This window comes from Paenibacillus sp. FSL L8-0340, from assembly GCF_038593145.1.
Taxonomy (GTDB): Bacteria; Bacillota; Bacilli; order Paenibacillales; family Paenibacillaceae; genus Paenibacillus_AQ.
This window is the reverse complement of record NZ_CP151967.1, coordinates 1,936,438-1,954,520: the sequence shown is the minus strand read 5'-3', so window position 1 is coordinate 1,954,520 and position 18,083 is coordinate 1,936,438. Positions and strand designations below refer to the sequence as shown.

Here is an 18,083-nt window from a genome sequence, read left to right as displayed (position 1 = left end):
TATAATCGGAGGACGGGCATTTCCAGCGATTACCCGTTCCCAAAGCGGTGACAGCGTTAACTCCAGAAAGGAAGCTTCTTCGTGGAACATACTTATTCCGTAGGGTCAAATCCCGTCTATTATGATAAGCAAAATCTGCATGTACTGTTTGCCGGCGAAAGCCAGACCTTGCCGCTGCACCAGGCCGGTCCCAAAATCTATGACTATTACCTGCTTCACTTCATTGAATCCGGCTCCGGGACCTTCCGCACCGAGCAGCGCAAATATGAGCTGGGACAAGGCGACTGCTTCCTGATCCATCCCGGCCAGCTGGTCAGCTATCTCTCGGACGAGAAGCAGCCCTGGCGCTACCGCTGGGCCGCTTTCACCGGCGCGGAAGCCGACGCGCTTGTGCTCCAGACCGGCTTCACGCCGCAGAAGCCGGTGCTCTCCACCGCCGAAGGCAGTGTCATCCCCGCCGCGATGGCCGGGATGATGCAGGCGTTTTACGCCAATAAGGAGAGCGCCCACCTGACTTCACTCGGCTATCTGTATCTGATCGTCGGAGAAGCCGCTGAGCGGCATATCTCCTCCTCCAGGCTGTCGGGGGCGGAATCACAGGTCAAGCGCACCGTGAAGCAGATGATCCACTATATGGCTTCCCAATATGCTCACCCGGTCTCGATTGAGCAAATGTGCGGCAGCCTCGGCTATAACCGCGCTTACCTGTCGCGGATCTTCAAGCAGGAGACCGGTCTCTCGCCGGTGACCTATCTGCTTAAGCTGCGCATCGAGAAATCGCGCCAGCTGCTGCGGGAACGTCCAGAATTATCCGTAGAGCAGGTTGCAGCATCCGTTGGACTGACGGATGCCTTGTATTTCTCCCGCCAGTTCAAACGCTTCTGTGCCCAGTCCCCAACCGCTTACCGCATCTCAACGTCCAGACCCGGGGAGAAGCAGCAGCCTTGAGATCTGTTGTATTGGGGCCAGAATTCTGTACACCATCCTGAACCCAATAAGACACTGCGGCTCGCGCTAGCCGCGTTGATCTCAGTCCACCGGCACCTGCTGAATTCTGTGCACCTTGCCGTGGCACGCGCTGAACCCTCTCACCGTATTGTGCGATGCGCTGCCACACGGTATCAAGCTGATTAGTTAACCCCTTATCCCTCCGGAGATAACATGCTGCAAACCGACTCCATAGCCACTATTACGCTGATCCACCTGTCTTTTACACAAATTTGGACCTCAGAGGCGTTATTTTCCAATATTGCGCGTGTTCTGCCACTTTTCAGATAAAATAACGGCTATACGGTCCGTTTGTGTAAATTTTGGATGTTTCTCCCTGAAATAACGTCCCCACAGTCCGATTCACCCCCCACTTCATCCCCCTCTATTCCCTAGGTTATGTCCTATCCCTTTCCCAGGTTATGCCCTATTCCTAATTGTCCAACTACAGCAACAGCCCGTCTTCCGGTCAGGAAGCGGGCTGTGCAGCAATAGGCCCCTAAACGGGATGCATATGGAGGCCATACATGTAGTGGATGCGAAGCTTACACATCACTCTCTGTTTTGAGGATGGTCTCGATCCGATCCAGCTCCTCCTGGGTAAAGTCCGCATGGGACAACGCGGCGATGTTCTCTTCGATCTGACTCACCCGGCTTGCGCCAATCAGTGCGGAGGTCACTCTGCCGCCGCGAAGTGTCCAGAGAAGCGCAAACTGGGCCAGACTTTGGCCGCGCGCGACAGCCATCTGGTTAAGGGCCCGGATCTTGCGCTGCACCTCCGGTGTAATCCGGCTTTCGTTCAGCGCGGTTGATGGACCGGCCGCTCTTGAATCCTCAGGGATGCCATTCAAATATTTATTCGTCAGCAGGCCCTGGGCCAGCGGAGTAAACGCAATACTGCCGATGCCGTTCTCTTCCAGCACATCCTGCAGTCCACCTTCGATCCAGCGGTCCAGCATCGAATACCTCGGCTGATGAATCAGGAGCGGAGTGCCGAGACCTTTCAGAATGCTAATCGCCTCCACGGTCTGCTCAGCCGTGTAGTTGGATAGTCCGATATATAGCGCTTTGCCTGACCGCACGGCATAATCCAGCGCGCCCATCGTTTCTTCCAGCGGTGTATCCGGGTCCGGACGGTGAGAATAGAAAATATCGACATAGTCCAGACCCAGCCGTTTCAGGCTCTGATCCAGACTGGACAGCATATATTTGCGCGAACCCCATTCCCCATAGGGTCCTGGCCACATATAATATCCCGCTTTTGTTGAAATCACCATCTCATCACGGTAGGGGGAAAGGTCACGGGCGAGCACCTTGCCGAACAGCTCTTCTGCCGAGCCTGCGGGCGGACCATAATTATTGGCCAGATCAAAATGGGTAATGCCGAGATCAAACGAACGGGTAATCATCTCCCGGCCATTCTCATAAGTGTCGATCCCGCCAAAGTTATGCCAGAGTCCCAGTGATATCGCCGGAAGCTTCAGTCCCGATCTGCCAGAGCGGTTGTATTGCATAACTTCATACCGTTCATCGCTAGCCACATATACCATTGCTTATCCCTGCCTCTCATATCCTCAGTTGTCACATTACCCTATTTTAAACCACTGGCGGCCGTTGTAATCTTGTAATCTGAAATCACCTGCAGTGATACGCACAGAATGCGAGTTTTATAAGATTTCAGAGCTGTTCCTGAACGGCTCCCATCACTTTCCCGATCCGGTCGGTAATAATCAGATCCGCCCTATGGTCATACGGTGTCGGATCACGGTTCAGCAGCACCGTATGCCGCCCCCGGAAGTAGGTGACGAGGCTGGCTGCAGGCTGAACGGTCAGCGAAGTGCCGCCGATAATAAGCAAATCCGCAGCCGCAATCGCTGCGACCGCACCCACGAGCACATCATGGTCCAGCTGCTCCTCATAGAGTACAACATCCGGCTTAATGATGCCGCCGCATTCCGGGCAGAGGGGCGCCCGTTCAGCGGACTGAATCACCTGCTCCAGACCGTAATAACGGTTGCAGCCCATGCAATGATTGCGGTGGATAGAACCATGCAGCTCCAGCACCACACGGCTGCCGGCCAGCTGGTGCAGCCCGTCAATATTTTGCGTAATGACCGCTTTCAGTTTGCCTTGCCGCTCCAGCTCTGCCAGCAATAAATGGGCACCGTTTGGCTCTGCCTCCGGGTGAATCATCTTGCTGCGGTAGAAATCAAAAAAAATGTCCGGCGAGGACATAAAAAAACTGCGGCTCAGCATCACCTCGGGCGGATAAGGCGAGTTATGCTCAGTCTGGTATAAACCCGCCGCTGAGCGGAAGTCCGGAATACCGCTCTCTGTGGATGTTCCGGCTCCTCCGAAAAAAACGATGTTTCCGCTGTCCTTGATCCAGGAAGCCAAAGTTTGCAATGGATCCATAGTCTGCACACGCACCCTTTCTACGAGTTATTTGTTAACAGGTAATGCGGAGCTCATGAAAGCCGGAAACGACGATGTCGGCATCCTGCAGATGTCCAGCCGCTCCGGCAGGAGAGATGCCGACCGATAGACGCAAGCCCGCACCTTTGCCAAGCTGCATATCCGCATTGCTGTCACCGATAATAACAGTCTGCTCCGGCAGCAGGCCAAGTTCCCGGCAAGCGGTTTCGGCCATCTCTGGATCCGGCTTGCCGCTGGATACCCGGTCCCTCGTGATAATAGTATGGAAGTAACCTGTTATTCCAAGTAAGTCCAGTTGCTCACCTGTGGTCTTGTCACCATCGGATGTAACCACACCCAGCTGCAAGGAAGCATCGGCACATTGCTGCAAGAACGGCAGCAGGTCCGGCAACGGCTCGATTATGCGGCGTCCGTGCATTCCATTCATGGCATCCTTGGCAATGGCCTTCACACGGACCAGCGCCTCATTCCAGGGAACTCCGGCAGTGTACAGCTGCCATGCGAGAATGCCATAACTCTCTTCCGTAGTTGCCATAGAGAGAGGTCCGGCGGGATCATAGCCTATTACCTTACCTTCAGCATTATGAGATGTGCCAAGCACCTTGGACAGATCAACATGCGATCCGGTACCGGTAAGGGCAAGCTCATTACCGAGACCTAGCAGCACTTCCTCCGCCCAGCTACCCCAAGTGGCGAGCAGGTCGAGCAGGGTTCCATCCTTGTCAAACAAAATGCCTTGGCAAGGCACGGAGAGATCCTTTACATGCAGCAGTGGCATCATACGTCTCCTCTCATCTATCTATAGCCATGATGTCTAGCCCGCTACCGCAGATTTCCCATCCAGTCCAGCATCGTTCTTGCTGTGCGGGCCTGCTGATCATCCTCGGTAATCGTTGCTATACCGTCACCTTTTTGTGGCCCGTAACTTCCAAACTGGGCATGATTTCCGCCCAGAATCGAGAAATATACCGTATTGCCCGGCAGATAGGAACGTCCCTCGTTGTATTTGTCCCTGTCAACAACCTCATCCTCCGTACCGAGCAGAGATAATACGGACAATGTAGTGTCCTTCAGACTGCCTTTCTCATCTGGATAGGAAGCTAGAAAAAAGACACCCTTCAGCTGATCCGGATGCTCTGACGCATAACGGGACGCCATCACACCACCCAGCGAATGACCACCGAGCACAAAAGACTGCTTGGGATGCACACGGATGATTTCATCTGCGGCATCGCCCTTGATGACCGCGAGATTCAGCGGCATCCGGGCTATATAGAATGGATGCCCGGCAGCGGCAATCCGTTTGGCCAGCGGAGCATAAGCCTCCGCTTCCACCAGTGCACCGGGGTAAAAAATTACTGCCGTCCCCAGAATGACCGTGGGCTCGAAAGAGATCCAGTTGTCGTTCTGCTCCACAGCCACACCTCCGGCGGACACTAGCGCAGACTCGGCCTTTTCTGCCGGAACATAGGGGGTTAAGTATTTCCACAAGAGCAACCCCGCCACAATTAAAAACAAAAGCAGTGCTATGAGGATGCTGCGTCTGGTGATTCTTTTTTTCAATAGTGTTCACTCCCGGGTACTGCATACAAAAATTATAGAGGAATCAGGTAAATCAAACAACCTTCAACACATCGCCACAATTGAGTCTTGTGACCGCTCGCCTTTGTGATGTATTTCACAATTTATTCTTCGAAAATCTTGTATTTTAAAATTAAAGTAATTTCCACAGTGCATAATTTGGAGGTAAGGCCATGACCAGGGAAAACACGCTGGAAACGCGCGGAGAAACTTTTTTCCTTAACCTGCGTTTCATGCTTATTGTTACCGTATTTGTAGGCAACGCCATTGAACCTTTAATTAGCCGCATGGATGGAATGCATAGTCTTTATATGTGGATCTTCAGCTTTCATATGCCGCTCTTCGTGCTGGTAACCGGCTATTTCGCCAGAAAGAGCCTCACCGGGTCCGCAGGCCGCAAGGTGCTGCTGCAGATCGCATTGCAATATCTTATTTTCCAAAGCCTATACTCAGCACTGGACGTTTCCCTCTTCCATGTATCCAATATCCATCATTCCTTCTTTGCCCCTTATCTGCTTCTATGGTTCCTGGCCAGTCACGCCTGCTGGCGTCTCCTGATGCTGGGGATGAGCAAATGGTCCCGAGCGGCACAAATCGCCTTCGCCGTAGCGGCGGGTGTGGCCGTCGGATATTTGCAGCTTGACGGGGTCTGGTTCAGCATCAGCCGCACCTTCGTATATTTACCCTTCTTCGTAATCGGCTATCATTTTTCATTCAGTACCTTTGCCAAATGGTTTCAGAAGTATGTCAAAATTGCCGCAGCCGCATTCTCCGTCCTGATTATTGCCCTCCTGGCAGTACTGGGCTCCGGGTTTCCAATGGGCTGGCTGTACGGGAGCATGACTTATATGCAGCTTGAGGCAGGCGAATGGTATGCAGGCCTGTACCGGCTGGCCGTCTACGCTCTGCAAATCACCGCTTCCCTAGCTTTCCTAGGCTGGGTGCCTTACCAGGTTAGCCGTATGACCGACTGGGGCCGCCGCACACTCTATGTCTTCCTGCTGCATGGCTTTATCGTGCGTTTGGCCGCCATTTCCGGAGTGTATGCCTATATTGGCAACGCCGCCGGGACAGTTGTTCTGCTGCTCTGCGCAATCCTCTCTACTGTGCTGCTGGCCCAGCCCGGGGTAAAACGTCTGCTTCACCCGATTGTTGAGCCTTCTGTCGACTGGATGATCACCCTGCAGCGGACCGCCCTGCGCCGTACACCCTGACTCTAGCGCTATAAAGGCAGCAAGCTCCGCCTTCTAAAGATACGCACAGCTGTTATTTCCCTTGTTGAATAGTAAACATTCGCGGAGCTTACACTCAAGCTCTTTCCTAGATCTTTCGCAACAAGTGGAAACGGCTTCGCCGTCCTCAAAAGGACGGTACCCGTTTCAGCGAAAAATAGAAGGATAGTTTGTAGCGTGAAGCATATAAATTTCATATTTCAATAAAAGGAGGTGTCTTAAAAGCCAATTCATTCACGGCTTTTGAGACACCTCCTTTATGGTGGAGAGTAGTTAGGCTACAGGTTTGCTACATCCTGCTCCATTGTATATTTCACCCGCATTATAATATGCTGCTCGTAATCTCCGAATTGACGGCCAAACAGGTTCAGCCCGCCCTGATGAACAGCATCGGGGTTGATTCCAATACGCAGCCGCAATTTGGGACTCCGGTGAATCAGAAGATCATTTAAGGTAACACCTGACACCTTCTCCATATCGAGCGTCGTCTTTTCATGGTCAACACGCCAGGTCTTGAGAAACCCGTATTGTGTGGATCCATCCCACCACCAATTCGGATTCAGTTTGCCGCGCCGGTCACCGAAATCACCGGGACTGGTCCACATGCCGATCTCCGAACCATTCACCCATACGGATATGTTTGAAGGCCAGTTCTGATCATAATTTGGAGCTTCGGAACACATCTCCATAGACAGCTCAAGCGATTCAATCCGCGCTCCAGAGGGGATATCCATAGGCAGCAAATATTCCAGGAATCCTTTGCGGAGCCAGATCAGCTGTGCGTTGACATGTTTGGGGTGATAAAAGCTCGACGGTTCATCATCCTTAATAATAAGGCCCTCACTATTCGCCATCCCGCATGTAGGAGAAACCTCACAATCGCTGTAATGGCCGATCGGCATCTCTACTTCATAAACATGGGTTACTCCCGTGGACATCGGCTCTTTCAGATTTAAGGCAATGTGGAGATCATCGTAATTCCTGCTGCAGACTTTCATCGCCCCGCGGGAGGCGGGAACTAGTTCGGTATGAATTAGCTCTGCCGCTTCCAATACTTTGATATTGCTCGCTACCGTCGAAACCGGAAGCTTCAGCTTCTCGGCTATTTCGATAATATTTAAGTTTTTAGAGTTTAAGAGCCGAAGTATATCAACCCTGGAACGGGTGGATAAGGCATGGGTCACCGTGACCAGTTTGTCCGGGTCGTTTAAGCTAAGTTCCAGCACAATTCAGCTCTCCTTATTTCCTAATCATTATATTTATCTTACTTCTTAATGAACTGAAAAACAATTGAAATGACCTATCCCCTAATTCACAGGTTTGATATCAATGAAATCAATCTCTCCGTATCCTTCGCCTTTCGCAAACCGGATCTTGTTCTGTCCTGCCTTCAATTGAACCCGGGCTGTCGACAGCCCCCAGTTCTCCCAGCCTTTATTGGTGATGTAAAACGGGCTGGAGGGTCCTGAATTGACACTAAGCTGAAGATTGGACCAATTCCCGCCAGCCGTTCCATTCGCTGTCCTGGCTAAAAGAATATATTCACCTGCAGCTGCCGCCTGAACTGAAAATTCCACGTAGCTCTCCGCAGTATCCAGATGACCCGCCTTAAGTCCTCCTGAGCCTTTGGGACTGGCTGAGGCATAAGCCTCTCCACCAAACGCCCCCTCTTCCCCTTCGTAACGGAAATGAGGGGCTTCGCCGGATGGCAAAGCAATCGGGAGATCAGGATCTGCGGGAACGCCGAGATTAGGCGTCTGGTCGGCATTCCAGCTGAAGGGCTGCGTGCGAACCTCGCGGGTCCATCCGGCTCCCCTGTATTTGGCGACATGGTAGATGATCCAGTCCTCCGTGCCGTCAGCAGACGTAGTAAACGAATGATGCCCCGGCCCGTAAAGCCCGTTCCCTGAACTGAATATAGGCTGGCTGCGTTTAACCCATGATGCGGGATTCATTAGATCACTGGATGTGTCTGCTGTGATCAGCCCCAGACAGTAATCATTGGTCCAGCTTCCGCTTGCCGAAAAGACCAGGCTGATGACACCCCCGCGCTCGATTACCTGCGGTCCTTCATTTACATGCGGGGAATGGTTGGTTTCCCAGCTATGGGTGGGTCTTGAAATCTCTACGCGGCCGGAATCAATCGTCCACGGATTGCTCATATGGGCAATGTAGAGATTTTGCCGCACATTGACCTCGCCCTCCCAGCCCGACCAGATAAAATACAGCCCGCCATTCACTTGCAGCACAGTGCCGTCTATAGCCCATTTGTCAGCCGCATCTGTGATCTGGCCTTTAAACTGCCAGGTTCCCGTTGTCGGATCGGCGGAGGTATTCTCCATGACATACATCCGGTGGTTCACATTGTCTCCGTCGTCCATCGCGTAGTAGATATACCAAGCCCCATTAATATAATGCAGCTCAGGTGCCCATATGCCGCTGCCGCCTGTATTCACAACCTTAGTGGGAGCAGCATCTATCGTAGTCAGCTGGGCGGACTTCCAGAGGGTAACATTGCCGCCGGTTGTTTTGGTGAAATAGTAGAACCCGTCTGTATGCTTATAAACCCACGGGTCCGCTCCATCCTGCATGACTACGTTGTAGAAGTTGTTATGGCCGGGGACGGCGTATGTCTCCTGACCCATTGGAAGAATAAGGAGTACGCCTATAGCCAGCAGCCACTTATTGCGGACATTTCCCTTCATAACCCTTCACGTTCCTTTCGGATGATGTTAGAAGGCTCTACTCTTCGATGGCTGCCTTGCGCGAATTGATGCGGCGAATCACTTCGGGATCAAATTTCGGCTGCCGGTCATAGGTATACAGGCCATTCACTTCCTGCTCCACGTCATACAGCTGGGTATAGCAGAAGCCGAACATCATCGGATGATCCAGCAGAACCTGGGTCAGTCCCTCGTAGCGTTCAATAAACGCTTCTTCAGTTACCGGCCGGTCCCCATAACCCCAGGACTTCTCGTCTTTCTGCTGCGGATTCCACCAAATTCCGCCGTACTCGCTGATGAAATAAGGCTGGCCTTCATACGTTTGCCGGTCCGGGAAGGTATTGAACACTTCTCCGCCATCCTTCATCGGTTCATATCTTTCCCGGAAGGTCTGCGGGTTCTGATCATAATCATGCAGATCAAAAATATCGGTCACCACATGGAAATTGCCGCTTGTATCAATTACAGGGCGCGTCGGGTCCATTCGTTTCGTAACCTCGTATACAATCCGCAGCACATCGTTATTTTGCTTGGTGCCGTCTCTGTCCCAGGTCTCGTTAAAAGGACACCAGCCGATCAGCGCAGGATGATTGTAATCCCGCTGCATGCCCTCAAGCCATTCCGGAAGAAATTGGGCCAAGCTCTCCGCTCCAGTGATATTCAGCCCCCAATTCGCATGCTCTCCCCATACCAGATACCCTAATTGGTCAGCCCAATACAGAAAACGCGGCTCGAAAATCTTCTCATGAAGTCTCGCACCATTGAAACCCAGTCCCATGGAGATTTCGATGTCTTTGCGCAGAGCCTCATCGCTTGGAGCGGTATAGATCCCCTCCGGATAAAACCCCTGATCCAGCACAAGACGCTGAAACACCGATTTTCCGTTGATCAGGAATTTCATTCCATCCAGCAATACGGTTCTGAGGCCAAAATAAGAATCGACCGTATCACTCTCCCGGCCCTGTGTATGCAGGGACAGCTTCAAGTCATACAGTCTGGCATTGCCAACCTCCCACAAGTGAACCTCCGAGAGCGGAAGGGTGAGTTTTACGGAGTGTCCGGAGACAAGGACAATGGTCTCCCCGACGGATCTGCCGTCATACAGAGCAGAAGCGGTAAGTGTGCCTCCCGATACATCTCCGTGCACCTTGACTTCGAGATGCACGCTAGCATTATCGGGATCGGGGACAACCTTCATGTCCGACAAATAAGCGTCGGGAACCTGCTCAAGCCAAACTGTCTGCCAGATCCCCGTGGTACGTGTGTAGTCGCAGCCATGCGAGTGGAACCTTTCACTTTGTTTGCCCCGCGGCTGGTGCCCGGAACGGACATCGTCTTCAGCATAGACGGAAATGACATTTCCGCCTGGCAACAGATTGGAGGTAATATCAAAGCTGAACGGAGTGTACCCGCCGCGGTGCGTGCCTACGGAGACTCCGTTAACCCATACCTCCGCCATGTAATCAACTGCACCAAAATGCAGCAGTGTTCTGCCATTGGTCCAGTTCACCGGCAAGGCAAACTCCCGTTTATACCATACGGCTGCCATAAAATCTGTATATTCTACGCCGGACAGCTTGCTTTCCGGACAGAAGGGAACCGTTATCATTCCCGAGAGATCATGTTCTTTGTCATGGTAACCGCGTTCTTTTCCGCTTTTGCCATGATCAATTTCAAATTGCCATTGACCGTTGAGATTGATCCACTCGGGCCGGACAAAGCCGGGACGGGGATATTCAGGACGAGGAATCGTTGGTAGATGTGCCATTGTGTAGCTCCTTTTGTGAAATATTATTTATTATGGATAAACATCATAATATTGCGAATGGCTTCAAGCGGCGCTTTGGGTGTTCTGTCATAAGTGAGCAACCCATTGATTTCCTGTTCGACATCTGTCAGCTGGGTATAGCAGTAGCCTTGAATCACCGGTGAAGTGAACATCGGGTCCACCACTGCCTTAAGCTTAATCAGGAAGTCCTCCTCATTCTCTGCTCCCGAATAACCCCAGCCCTCCCAGTCGCTTTTCTTGAAGGCAATCCCGCCAAACTCCGATACGAGAATCGGCTGGCCTTGATAGGAAGCTCCACCGACAAATATCTTGCGGTTCGCCGGCATCGCATTCACGGCGGATTCTGCCGTGGCATATCTTTCTTCCAGCACTTCCTGGCGACTCTCATAGTCGTGAATGGTTACCAGATCCGTAGTCATATGCTCCCAGCCATCGTTATAGATAACGGGTCTCATCTCATCCAAAGATTTTGTTAAATGATACATTGCCAGTCCATGCTGCTGCTGGCGTGTATCAATCTGGACATTGGGAACTCCCCAGCTCTCATTCAGCGGAACCCAGGCCACGATGCTTGGATGATTATAGTCCCGCTCAATGATCTCCTGCCATTCGCTGGTGTACCGCCGGACATACTCTTCAGAATATTCATAGGCATTGGCTGCTTCACTCCAGACGAGCAGGCCAAGCTTGTCGCACCAGTACAGGAAACGGGGATCTTCTGTCTTCTGGTGTTTTCTTACTCCGTTAAATCCCATTTCCTTCGCCAGTTCTACATCACGCTTCAAGGCTTCGTCCGTAGGCGCGGTTAGAATTCCCTCCGGGAAGTATCCCTGGTCCAGCACCAGTCTCTGGAAATACGGGCGGTTATTCAGGCACAGCCTGCCGTCCTCAATAGATACCTTGCGCATGCCGAAATAACTCACAGCCTCATCGACTACCTCGCCATTCCGAAGCAGCTCGAATTGAATGTCATACAAATTCGGATGCTCGGGGCTCCATAGGCGTCCAAGACCATGATCCGTAAAATCACCCAGTCCGAGGGTCCGTTGCTGCTCGGCATTCCTGATCGCGTATTGATCTTCCGCAACCACTTCACCGCTATACGATACCGTTATGCGAAGTTTAAGCTCATCTGCAGCCTTAAACCCCTGGAGGAACGTCCGGATGCGGATTTCATTGCGGTCAATGTCAGGCGTCAGCCTAGTTTTGCTCAGATGTACCGCTGCCAACGGCTCGATCCAGACACTCTGCCAGATTCCGGTCGTGCGGGTATAGAAGATGGCAGCGGACTGTTCCAGCCAGTATTGCTTGCCCCGCGGCAAGGTTACATCCCGGCTGAAGTCTTCCGCCCGCAGCACAATGGTGTTGCTTCCTTTAATCAGCGACGGTGTGATATCTGCCTGAAACGTCGTATGACCGCCTGCATGTGACGCCACCAGTTGCCCGTTTACCCAGACCTTTGCCAAATAATCCACTGCACCGAAATGAAGGACAAGCCGCTTGCCTTCCCAAGCCTCCGGGACCTCAAAGCTTCTTCTATACCACACCACATCATGAAAAGAGGGATCTTCAATGCCGCTCAGCTTGCTCTGAAACGCAAAGGGCACTTGGATGGTTTCTGTAAATAAAGCGGGAGCATCGGCCAGGTACCATCGTTCATCCTCACCAACCCGTTCATCATCAAAACCAAAATCCCATTCTCCGTTCAAGCTCAGCCACTCTTTGCGGAGAAACTCGGGCCTTGGATACTCCGGACGCGGAACTTGTGTATTGCTTGCCTCTGTCAACATGGTGTACTTCACTCCTGTTTATTAATTTCCATTTCATTTTATATAGTCTATTGCCTCATCCTTTGATCGAACCTACGTAAACCCCTTTAACAAAGTATTTTTGCAGGAAAGGATATACCATTAATATAGGAAGCGTAGAAACGACAATCGCACAATATTTAACGAGTTCGCGGAAAGCCGTTTGGCTCTGCGCACTGTCGATGACTACTCCACCTGCGCTGCCGATCGAGGTTGCGGTTGCGTCATTGGCTACTAATATTTCCTTCATTAATAACTGCAGCGGGAACAGCTCTCTGTCTTTCAGCAGCACCATCGCATTAAACCAGGAGTTCCAATTCCCGACAAGGTAGTATAAAAAGATTACGGCCAGCGTGGCTTTGGACAAGGGCAGAATGACTTTCGTTAGAATATGGGCCTGGCTTGCCCCGTCAATCGTAGCCGCTTCTTCCAATTCCTGCGGAATGGCCTGAAAGCTGGTCCGTAAGATAATGATGTTCCATGTGCTTAAAGCGCTTGGCAAAATCATGGCCCACAAATTATTGTATAAGCCGATATCCTTCATTAATAAGAACCAGGGAATCAGCCCTCCGCCAAAAAACATGGTGATCGTAATCAGGATCATGATAAAGTTTTTGAAGTATAAATCTCTCCTGGATAACACATAGGCACCCAGTATGGTCATGATCATATTGACTAACGTGCCTAACCCTACATAGATAATCGTGTTTTTGTACCCGTTGATCAGACTGTTGTCTTTAAACACCAGCTTATAGCCGTCCAAAGTGAATCCCAGCGGTCTCAGCAAAATTCCTTTATGAGCCACTAAGGAGCCCGGGTCGCTGACGGAAGCAAACAAGATATGCAGGATAGGATAAAAGCACACCAGCGTTAATGCGGTTAATAAGGCATACAGGACGAAATCGAATATTCTGTCCCCTGTGGATCTATGCTTCCTGATTTTTTTCTTTTTAGGCTGCAGGTTATCTTTCATGGCTGTCCCTCTTTCTTACCATAAGCTGACCTCGGATCTGCGTTTGGCTATTCTATTGGTCATCCACAGCAGCCCGAAGTTAACGATCGAACTGATTAATCCCACGGCCGTAGAATAACTGAGACTGGCTTCTCTTAAGCCGCGGCGGTAAACATAGGATGCAATGACATCAGCAGTATCGTAGATCAGAGGATTGTACAGCAGGATAATTTTTTCGTAACCGGATGACATTAACCCGCCGATTGCAAAAATAAAAAGAATGATAATGACCGGACTGATCTGAGGCAGCGTAATATGCCACATTTTCTTTATCCGTCCTACGCCATCAATTTCAGCTGCCTCATATAACGAAGTATCAATGGAGCTCATCGCGGCGAGATAAATGATGCTGTCCCAGCCGATGCTCTGCCAAATGCCGGAAAACGTATAAATCGGCCGGAAGAAAGAAGAATAGCCAAGCAGTGAGGAGTACTCTTTTCCTGTTACAAATTGAAGGATTTGTGTAATGATCCCCTCATCTGCGGCAAAAATATGAATGATCCCGCACACAACCACCAGCGAAATAAAGTGAGGCATATAGGTAATGGTTTGAACGGTTTTCTTAAACTTGGCCCCGCGGATTTCATTCAGCATTAAAGCTAGAATAATCGGCGCGGTAAATCCGAATGCGATCCCCCAAACATTCAAAAGCAGGGTATTCTTAACGACTCTCCAAAAATACGGCCCTTGGAAAAAATCAATAAAATGCTTAAACCCTACCCAGTCGCTCTCGCTAAACCCCAGCAAGGGCTTGAAGTCCTTGAAGGCGATCAGAACTCCCCACATGGGCCCGTAGCAGAAGATCAGAAACCACGCAACTACAGGAACAGCCAACAGATAGACAAACCAGTTCTTCTTCAAATCCTTCTGGATCATGAAACAACCACCTATCGTTTGTTATATCGATCCAAGGCTGCCTGATGGATACTTAAAAATTCGTCCAGTCCCATACTCTGAGCTTCCTTCAAAAATTTATCATAGGCATCAACCGGCATTTCACCCATTATGATTTTTGCAAAATACTCTCCGCGCAGTGTCGACAGCTGGTTGCCAAGTTCGGCTTCCCTTGAGGCTTCCTCTTTGGTAAAGGAAATCGGCGGCATTGCCATGCTGGTATCCATATTTTCAGTCCAGAATTTCCGGATATCGCCGGAGTAGCTTCCTTTGGTGGCGATCAGCGGGTTGGCATGATGCTCATCACGGATATTCGGCCAGCTATGCATGCGGTATTTATATAAAGTAGTCGATACCGGCTGACCTTCAGGGTCCTTAAAGATATAACTGTCCTCGGGATAATAAGGCATTCCCGTCTCATCTATCAGATGTACCTTTCCGTATTCGCCAAAGTTAATCAGTTCCCAGCCCTTTTTGCTGTAATTGAAATCGAGCCAGGCCATTGCTGCTTCCACATTCTCGCTTTGGGTAGTGATCGCAGCTTCGGTCCCTGCCCTTTTAAAATTCTTGTATGTGGTGGCGGATTTATCCCCCTTGCTCAGAACCGGATTCAGTGCTCCCACAAAGTCGATATTGCTCTGTTCTTTCCAGTAGCTCCACATCGTATCCGGAGAATCCATCATCACAGCGGTGTCCCCCGAAATAGCGCTTGCCATTCTTTGGTTAAAGTCAGCCGTTGCCCAATCCGGGTTAAGCAGTCCTTCTTTGTTCCATTGCTGCATGGTCGACAGGTACTCTTTGGCTTTCGGCTGTGCCGGTCCCCAGGCCACTTTGCCGTTCTTATCGAGGAAGGTCCAATCCCATACTCCATATGCACCATTAATGATGCCGGTAAAGATTTGACCGTAAGAGGACCCGTAATTAAGCGGTGCTTTGTAGCCGGCTTCCTTTGCTTTGGTCAAAAAGGTATGCCATTCATCAATCGTATTCGGAATTTCAAGCCCTGTTTTGTCCAGCGCCTCCTGCTTAATCAGCGTTCCAAACCAGGTCCATTCGGAATACGGGGCGATCCCGTAAAAGCCCAGCAGCTTGCCGTCGTCAGTGACTGTAGTTTTTCTTCTCGATTCATCGGAATTGCGCCACTTCGTATAGTTTGGTGCATTTTTTTCCATCAGATCTGTCAGATCGATATAAGCGCCATCATTTACACCTGCTTCCAGGCCTCCGGGATAACGTCCCGGCTCAATGATAATGTCTGGAAGATCACCTGAAGAAATCATCAAAGTAAAGGCGTCGGCTTCCTGGCCGATTGGCGGCGTGATGAAATTCACCTTGATTCCTGTTAATTGCTCCACCTGTTTTTGGACCACATGATTGTTCATATCCGGGATATTGGAATTTGCAGGCATCCAGACATCCAGAACAACGTCTCCTTTAACAGGATAAGCTGAATAATCGCTTGGAATCACTTCATCATAAATGTCGCCGAGGTATGTATCATTCAAGGAATGATTCACTTCGTCGGTTTGCTCCTGTGTGGGTGCTTTATTGCCGCGTATGTCTCCGCTGATATCTTTAAAAGCAACCGGGTCTTGTGCATTGGATGTGTTCTCTTTGTTGGAGTTACTGCTACTTCCGGCCCCATCTTCTGCCTTATTGCCACTGCATGCTGTTACAGTCGAAATGATCAGTACTAATACAAATAAAAGACTTAACAGACGCTTTGTATTGTTCTTCATACTTAACCTCCCACTATAAAATAAGTTCCGCAATATCTTAGGCGAACCCAACGTTTGAAACCACGCTCCTTTGCATCATGCCAATTGCTCCCCTTTACCTGTAAAATGATCAGACATAAAAATCATATGATTGATACAGCTTTTCTGTATCTTAAGTCGAATTATAAGGATGTTAATCTTCTATGTCAACGCTTTCAAACAATATTTTTGTAATATTATAAATCTCAATTAAACAAATAATCAGGCCTACCAGACTGTTATTCAATGAAAAAAGGTTTAAACAGCCTATGGAACACCTGATAAAGCTCGATAAGTGGCTGTTTAGTCGGTTATTCACAGCAAAATGTTTTCTGCACTTCAATTCGCATGAAAAGGCCATTTGTTACAGTATTATTGTAACAAATGGCCTTTTCTATCTTGATTTTATATTTGTTTAATCCTAGGCTTTACTCACCCGACGGGACGGTCAAGGCATGAGAATCGCTATAGGGAACCCCGAAATCCGGTGTTCCATCCGGCTTCCACCCGAATTTCTGAATTCGGGTGGCTCGTAAAGATACATCCGCTCCAGCGGCAGGAAGCGCATGATAGACGATCCAATCCTCCCGGCCATCGGGTGATCGGGTAAAGCTGTTATGTCCGGTAGCATAAATCCCGTTCTCCACACTTTTGCAAAATACAGGCAGCATGGATTTCTCCCATGATAGCGGTTCCATAGGATTAGAAGCTTCGCTCATTGTGAGCATACCCAGTGCATAATCCTCAGACCACGTTGTGCTCGCCGAATATACCAGAAAAATGCGGCCGTTGCGCTGCAGGATCACCGGGCCTTCGTTAATGGCCATACCGCCTTGTTTCTCCCAAGACAAGGTTGGAGCGGTGAGCAGACGATGTTCTCCTGCGACCGTCCAGGGATCGCTCATCCGCATAATGTAAACAGCTGATCCGTACTCAGGGAAATGACCATATCCCGCATACAGGAAATACAGCTCATTCCGCAGTCTCATCACCGTACCATCCAAGCCAGGAACAGGTGTCTGCAGCGCGCCTTTCCACACCCACTCCCCTTCCAGCGGATCAGGCTGTTCGTTCTCCAGCACACAGATCCGGCGCGACTCATCGCCTCCGCCGTCATTGGCAGTGTAGTAGATATACCATTTGTTATCCAAGTGATGAATCTCCGGCGCCCACAGGTTGTAGCTGTAGCTGCCTCCCGGTTCGGGAGACCAGATTAATTTCTTACGGCCTTCCGTAAGACCGGTCAAAGTACTGGATTTGGCGAGTTCCAGACCTTTGGAGCGGGTAGACATGAAATAGTAGCAGCCATCGGTATGTTTGAATACCCACGGGTCAGCTGAACTTGCTGCAATCGGATTAAAAAAGGTTGTACGCTGTGACATTTTCTTTCCTCCTCAGTGATATGATGGATAATCCCGGATCTTCCAGCACCTCCCATAAAAAGCTAAGTACCATCTTACTGAGGTCTCCTTAAGTTGTCTAGAGTGGGAGGAAAATACAATCCCGCTTGTCCGTCAGCTTCTTCCGGATTACAATCCCCTCTGGATGCACTTCCAAATAATACCTCCCCCTCCGGGGATAGGCTTTTTCTGCGCCCCCCGGCCCATTGCGTCATCTGACAAACTTCACATTGTCCGGTAGAAAAAAGAGGCCTTTTGTGATAGACTCACTAATAACAATGGCTGGCTGCTATTCATGGCAGCTTACCGTTTAAGCTTAATCGGTTTTATTTTTTTATAGAAACGGCTTCGCCCTCCTTCTCTTTTAAGAAGCTGGACCCCGTTCTATCTATAAACCGCAGACACGCAGCTTTTGGGATTGTGATGCGTTAATGCGACACTATACGACATCAGGCGAAAACTTC

At 50.2% G+C, this 18,083-nt stretch carries 14 protein-coding genes; 2 read left to right on the top strand and 12 right to left on the bottom strand.

Annotated features, from left to right (window positions below):
- Positions 1–81 precede the first annotated feature (81 nt).
- On the top strand, positions 82–948 hold the full coding sequence (locus NST07_RS08800; protein ID WP_342481399.1) for an AraC family transcriptional regulator: 867 nt from the start codon (positions 82–84) through the stop codon (positions 946–948).
- Positions 949–1,532: 584 nt separating this feature from the next.
- Here the strand turns inward: NST07_RS08800 and mgrA are convergent.
- The 4 genes from mgrA to NST07_RS08780 form a co-directional block, all read right to left on the bottom strand.
- Positions 1,533–2,537, bottom strand: coding sequence for an L-glyceraldehyde 3-phosphate reductase (gene mgrA, locus NST07_RS08795; RefSeq protein WP_342481398.1), 1,005 nt, complete (start codon positions 2,535–2,537; stop codon positions 1,533–1,535).
- Between the two features lie 127 nt (positions 2,538–2,664).
- Complete coding sequence (locus tag NST07_RS08790) at positions 2,665–3,402, bottom strand: NAD-dependent protein deacylase (protein ID WP_342481397.1); 738 nt, start codon at positions 3,400–3,402, stop codon at positions 2,665–2,667.
- Positions 3,403–3,436: 34 nt separating this feature from the next.
- Positions 3,437–4,201: an HAD-IA family hydrolase gene (locus tag NST07_RS08785; RefSeq protein ID WP_342481396.1), complete on the bottom strand. Its 765-nt coding sequence runs from the start codon at positions 4,199–4,201 to the stop codon at positions 3,437–3,439.
- Positions 4,202–4,245: 44 nt separating this feature from the next.
- Positions 4,246–4,986 (bottom strand): alpha/beta fold hydrolase, encoded by a 741-nt coding sequence (locus tag NST07_RS08780; protein WP_342481395.1) that lies wholly within the window; start codon positions 4,984–4,986, stop codon positions 4,246–4,248.
- Positions 4,987–5,177: 191 nt separating this feature from the next.
- On the opposite strand from NST07_RS08780, the gene NST07_RS08775 reads away from it, so the two are divergent.
- On the top strand, positions 5,178–6,218 hold the full coding sequence (locus NST07_RS08775; protein ID WP_342481394.1) for a fucose 4-O-acetylase: 1,041 nt from the start codon (positions 5,178–5,180) through the stop codon (positions 6,216–6,218).
- A gap of 296 nt (positions 6,219–6,514) precedes the next feature.
- Here the strand turns inward: NST07_RS08775 and NST07_RS08770 are convergent, their stop codons facing one another.
- The 8 genes from NST07_RS08770 to NST07_RS08735 form a co-directional block, all read right to left on the bottom strand.
- Positions 6,515–7,462 (bottom strand): ArsR family transcriptional regulator, encoded by a 948-nt coding sequence (locus tag NST07_RS08770; protein WP_342481393.1) that lies wholly within the window; start codon positions 7,460–7,462, stop codon positions 6,515–6,517.
- 81 nt (positions 7,463–7,543) lie between these two features.
- Complete coding sequence (locus NST07_RS08765) at positions 7,544–8,941, bottom strand: family 43 glycosylhydrolase (protein ID WP_342481392.1); 1,398 nt, start codon at positions 8,939–8,941, stop codon at positions 7,544–7,546.
- Positions 8,942–8,978: 37 nt separating this feature from the next.
- On the bottom strand, positions 8,979–10,727 hold the full coding sequence (locus NST07_RS08760) for a sugar-binding domain-containing protein (protein ID WP_341091150.1): 1,749 nt from the start codon (positions 10,725–10,727) through the stop codon (positions 8,979–8,981).
- Positions 10,728–10,750: 23 nt separating this feature from the next.
- Positions 10,751–12,538, bottom strand: coding sequence for a sugar-binding domain-containing protein (locus tag NST07_RS08755; RefSeq protein WP_342481391.1), 1,788 nt, complete (start codon positions 12,536–12,538; stop codon positions 10,751–10,753).
- A 55-nt stretch (positions 12,539–12,593) separates the two neighbouring features.
- Positions 12,594–13,529, bottom strand: a complete 936-nt coding sequence (locus NST07_RS08750) for a carbohydrate ABC transporter permease (RefSeq protein ID WP_341377783.1) — start codon at positions 13,527–13,529, stop codon at positions 12,594–12,596.
- A 15-nt stretch (positions 13,530–13,544) separates the two neighbouring features.
- Positions 13,545–14,444, bottom strand: a complete 900-nt coding sequence (locus tag NST07_RS08745; protein ID WP_038588178.1) for an ABC transporter permease subunit — start codon at positions 14,442–14,444, stop codon at positions 13,545–13,547.
- Positions 14,445–14,455: 11 nt separating this feature from the next.
- The gene (locus NST07_RS08740; RefSeq protein ID WP_342481390.1) at positions 14,456–16,201 is read right to left on the bottom strand and encodes an extracellular solute-binding protein; all 1,746 of its coding nucleotides are present in this window, start codon (positions 16,199–16,201) and stop codon (positions 14,456–14,458) included.
- Positions 16,202–16,647: 446 nt separating this feature from the next.
- Positions 16,648–17,601, bottom strand: coding sequence for a glycoside hydrolase family 43 protein (locus tag NST07_RS08735; protein WP_342481389.1), 954 nt, complete (start codon positions 17,599–17,601; stop codon positions 16,648–16,650).
- Positions 17,602–18,083 lie beyond the last annotated feature (482 nt).

Excerpts from the sequence above, each read along its gene's own strand:
- mgrA (WP_342481398.1), bottom strand. The coding sequence starts at position 2,537 with ATGGTATATGTGGCTAGCGATGAACGGTATGAAGTTATGCAATACAAC.
- NST07_RS08790 (WP_342481397.1), bottom strand. The coding sequence starts at position 3,402 with ATGGATCCATTGCAAACTTTGGCTTCCTGGATCAAGGACAGCGGAAAC.
- NST07_RS08785 (WP_342481396.1), bottom strand. The coding sequence starts at position 4,201 with ATGCCACTGCTGCATGTAAAGGATCTCTCCGTGCCTTGCCAAGGCATT.
- NST07_RS08775 (WP_342481394.1), top strand. The coding sequence starts at position 5,178 with ATGACCAGGGAAAACACGCTGGAAACGCGCGGAGAAACTTTTTTCCTT.
- NST07_RS08765 (WP_342481392.1), bottom strand. The coding sequence starts at position 8,941 with ATGAAGGGAAATGTCCGCAATAAGTGGCTGCTGGCTATAGGCGTACTC.
- NST07_RS08760 (WP_341091150.1), bottom strand. The coding sequence starts at position 10,727 with ATGGCACATCTACCAACGATTCCTCGTCCTGAATATCCCCGTCCCGGC.
- NST07_RS08755 (WP_342481391.1), bottom strand. The coding sequence starts at position 12,538 with ATGTTGACAGAGGCAAGCAATACACAAGTTCCGCGTCCGGAGTATCCA.
- NST07_RS08750 (WP_341377783.1), bottom strand. The coding sequence starts at position 13,529 with ATGAAAGATAACCTGCAGCCTAAAAAGAAAAAAATCAGGAAGCATAGA.
- NST07_RS08745 (WP_038588178.1), bottom strand. The coding sequence starts at position 14,444 with ATGATCCAGAAGGATTTGAAGAAGAACTGGTTTGTCTATCTGTTGGCT.
- NST07_RS08740 (WP_342481390.1), bottom strand. The coding sequence starts at position 16,201 with ATGAAGAACAATACAAAGCGTCTGTTAAGTCTTTTATTTGTATTAGTA.
- NST07_RS08735 (WP_342481389.1), bottom strand. The coding sequence starts at position 17,601 with ATGTCACAGCGTACAACCTTTTTTAATCCGATTGCAGCAAGTTCAGCT.